The organism is Mesorhizobium sp. M4A.F.Ca.ET.050.02.1.1 (assembly GCF_003997725.1).
Classification (GTDB): Bacteria; Pseudomonadota; Alphaproteobacteria; order Rhizobiales; family Rhizobiaceae; genus Mesorhizobium.
Map to the genome: position 1 here is coordinate 1 of NZ_RZSG01001251.1, position 1016 is coordinate 1016.

1 protein-coding gene and 1 pseudogene are annotated in these 1016 nt (G+C 65.6%); one reads left to right on the top strand and one right to left on the bottom strand.

Annotated features, from left to right (window positions below):
• Positions 1–214, top strand: a pseudogene (locus EOA33_RS36715) (glutathione-dependent disulfide-bond oxidoreductase); the annotation flags it as partial.
• Positions 215–256: 42 nt separating this feature from the next.
• Here EOA33_RS36715 and EOA33_RS36720 read toward each other — a convergent pair.
• Positions 257–805, bottom strand: a complete 549-nt coding sequence (locus EOA33_RS36720; RefSeq protein ID WP_127407794.1) for a YbhB/YbcL family Raf kinase inhibitor-like protein — start codon at positions 803–805, stop codon at positions 257–259.
• Positions 806–1016: the final 211 nt, after the last annotated feature.

Consider the following 1016-nt stretch of genomic DNA (forward strand, 5'->3'; position numbering starts at 1 on the left):
GGGCCGCATTTACAACGATTCCGGGGAGTTCCTGGCCGTGCAGGAATACAAGCACGTCCAGCGCTGGGCCGACGCCATCGACGCCAGGCCGGCGGTGAAGCGCGGCCGTATGGTCAACCGCCTCTCCGGCGACCCGGCCTACCAGCTGCACGAGCGCCACGACGCCAGCGACTTCGAGACGAAGACGCAGGACAAGCTGCTGGCGGCGGAATAGCTGAAGCTGCCGATCTCCCCGCGAGGGGGAGATCGGCAGCCTCTAGCGCTCATATGTATAGGTCAACGTTGCCGTGCCGAGCGACTGCGCCTTCGCGGCGGCCGCCACCGTCGCGGGAGAAGCGCTCGCCTTGGCGTGGAGCTTCGCCGCCTTGAGGGCATAGAGCGTGAAGACATAATGATGCGCGCCGCTGCCGGGCGGCGGGCACGGGCCGAAATAGCCGGCGCGGCCGATGTCGCCCTTGCCGAGCATGGCGCCCTTGGGTAAGCCCTTGCCGCCCTTCGAGCCGGCGCCTTCGGGCAATCCATTGGCGCTCGCCGGGATGTTCCAGGCCAGCCAGTGCCACCAGCCCTTGCCGCCGCCGGCATCGGGATCGAACATGGTGAGCGCGTAGCTTTTGGTGCCGGCCGGCGGATCCTTCCAGTTCAAGGCGATCGAGACGCTGCCGCCAGTGCATCCGCCGGCGCTGTCGCCGATGTATCTGTTGTCCCACTTGCCGTCCGAGACGGATGGGCTGGAAATCTCGAAAGCCGATGCCTGGCTGGCGAAGCCTGACAGGGCAAGGGCGATGAGGCCAAAGCGTAGGGTCATGGCTTTCCTCTCCTTCTGGCTGATCCGCTCGCATTTTAGCCGAGAGGATCGGCTGAAGGCGTGCAACTTTGCGTGACGAGGATGGTGAATCGCCGAAGCTGCCGATCTCGGCGGCTTTGTCCTAGCGGCGATGGAGTTGGCGGCTTAAAGCACTGCCGCCGACAACAGCATGACGACGCCCACGCCTATCATCAGCAGGCCCGGCCAGTTC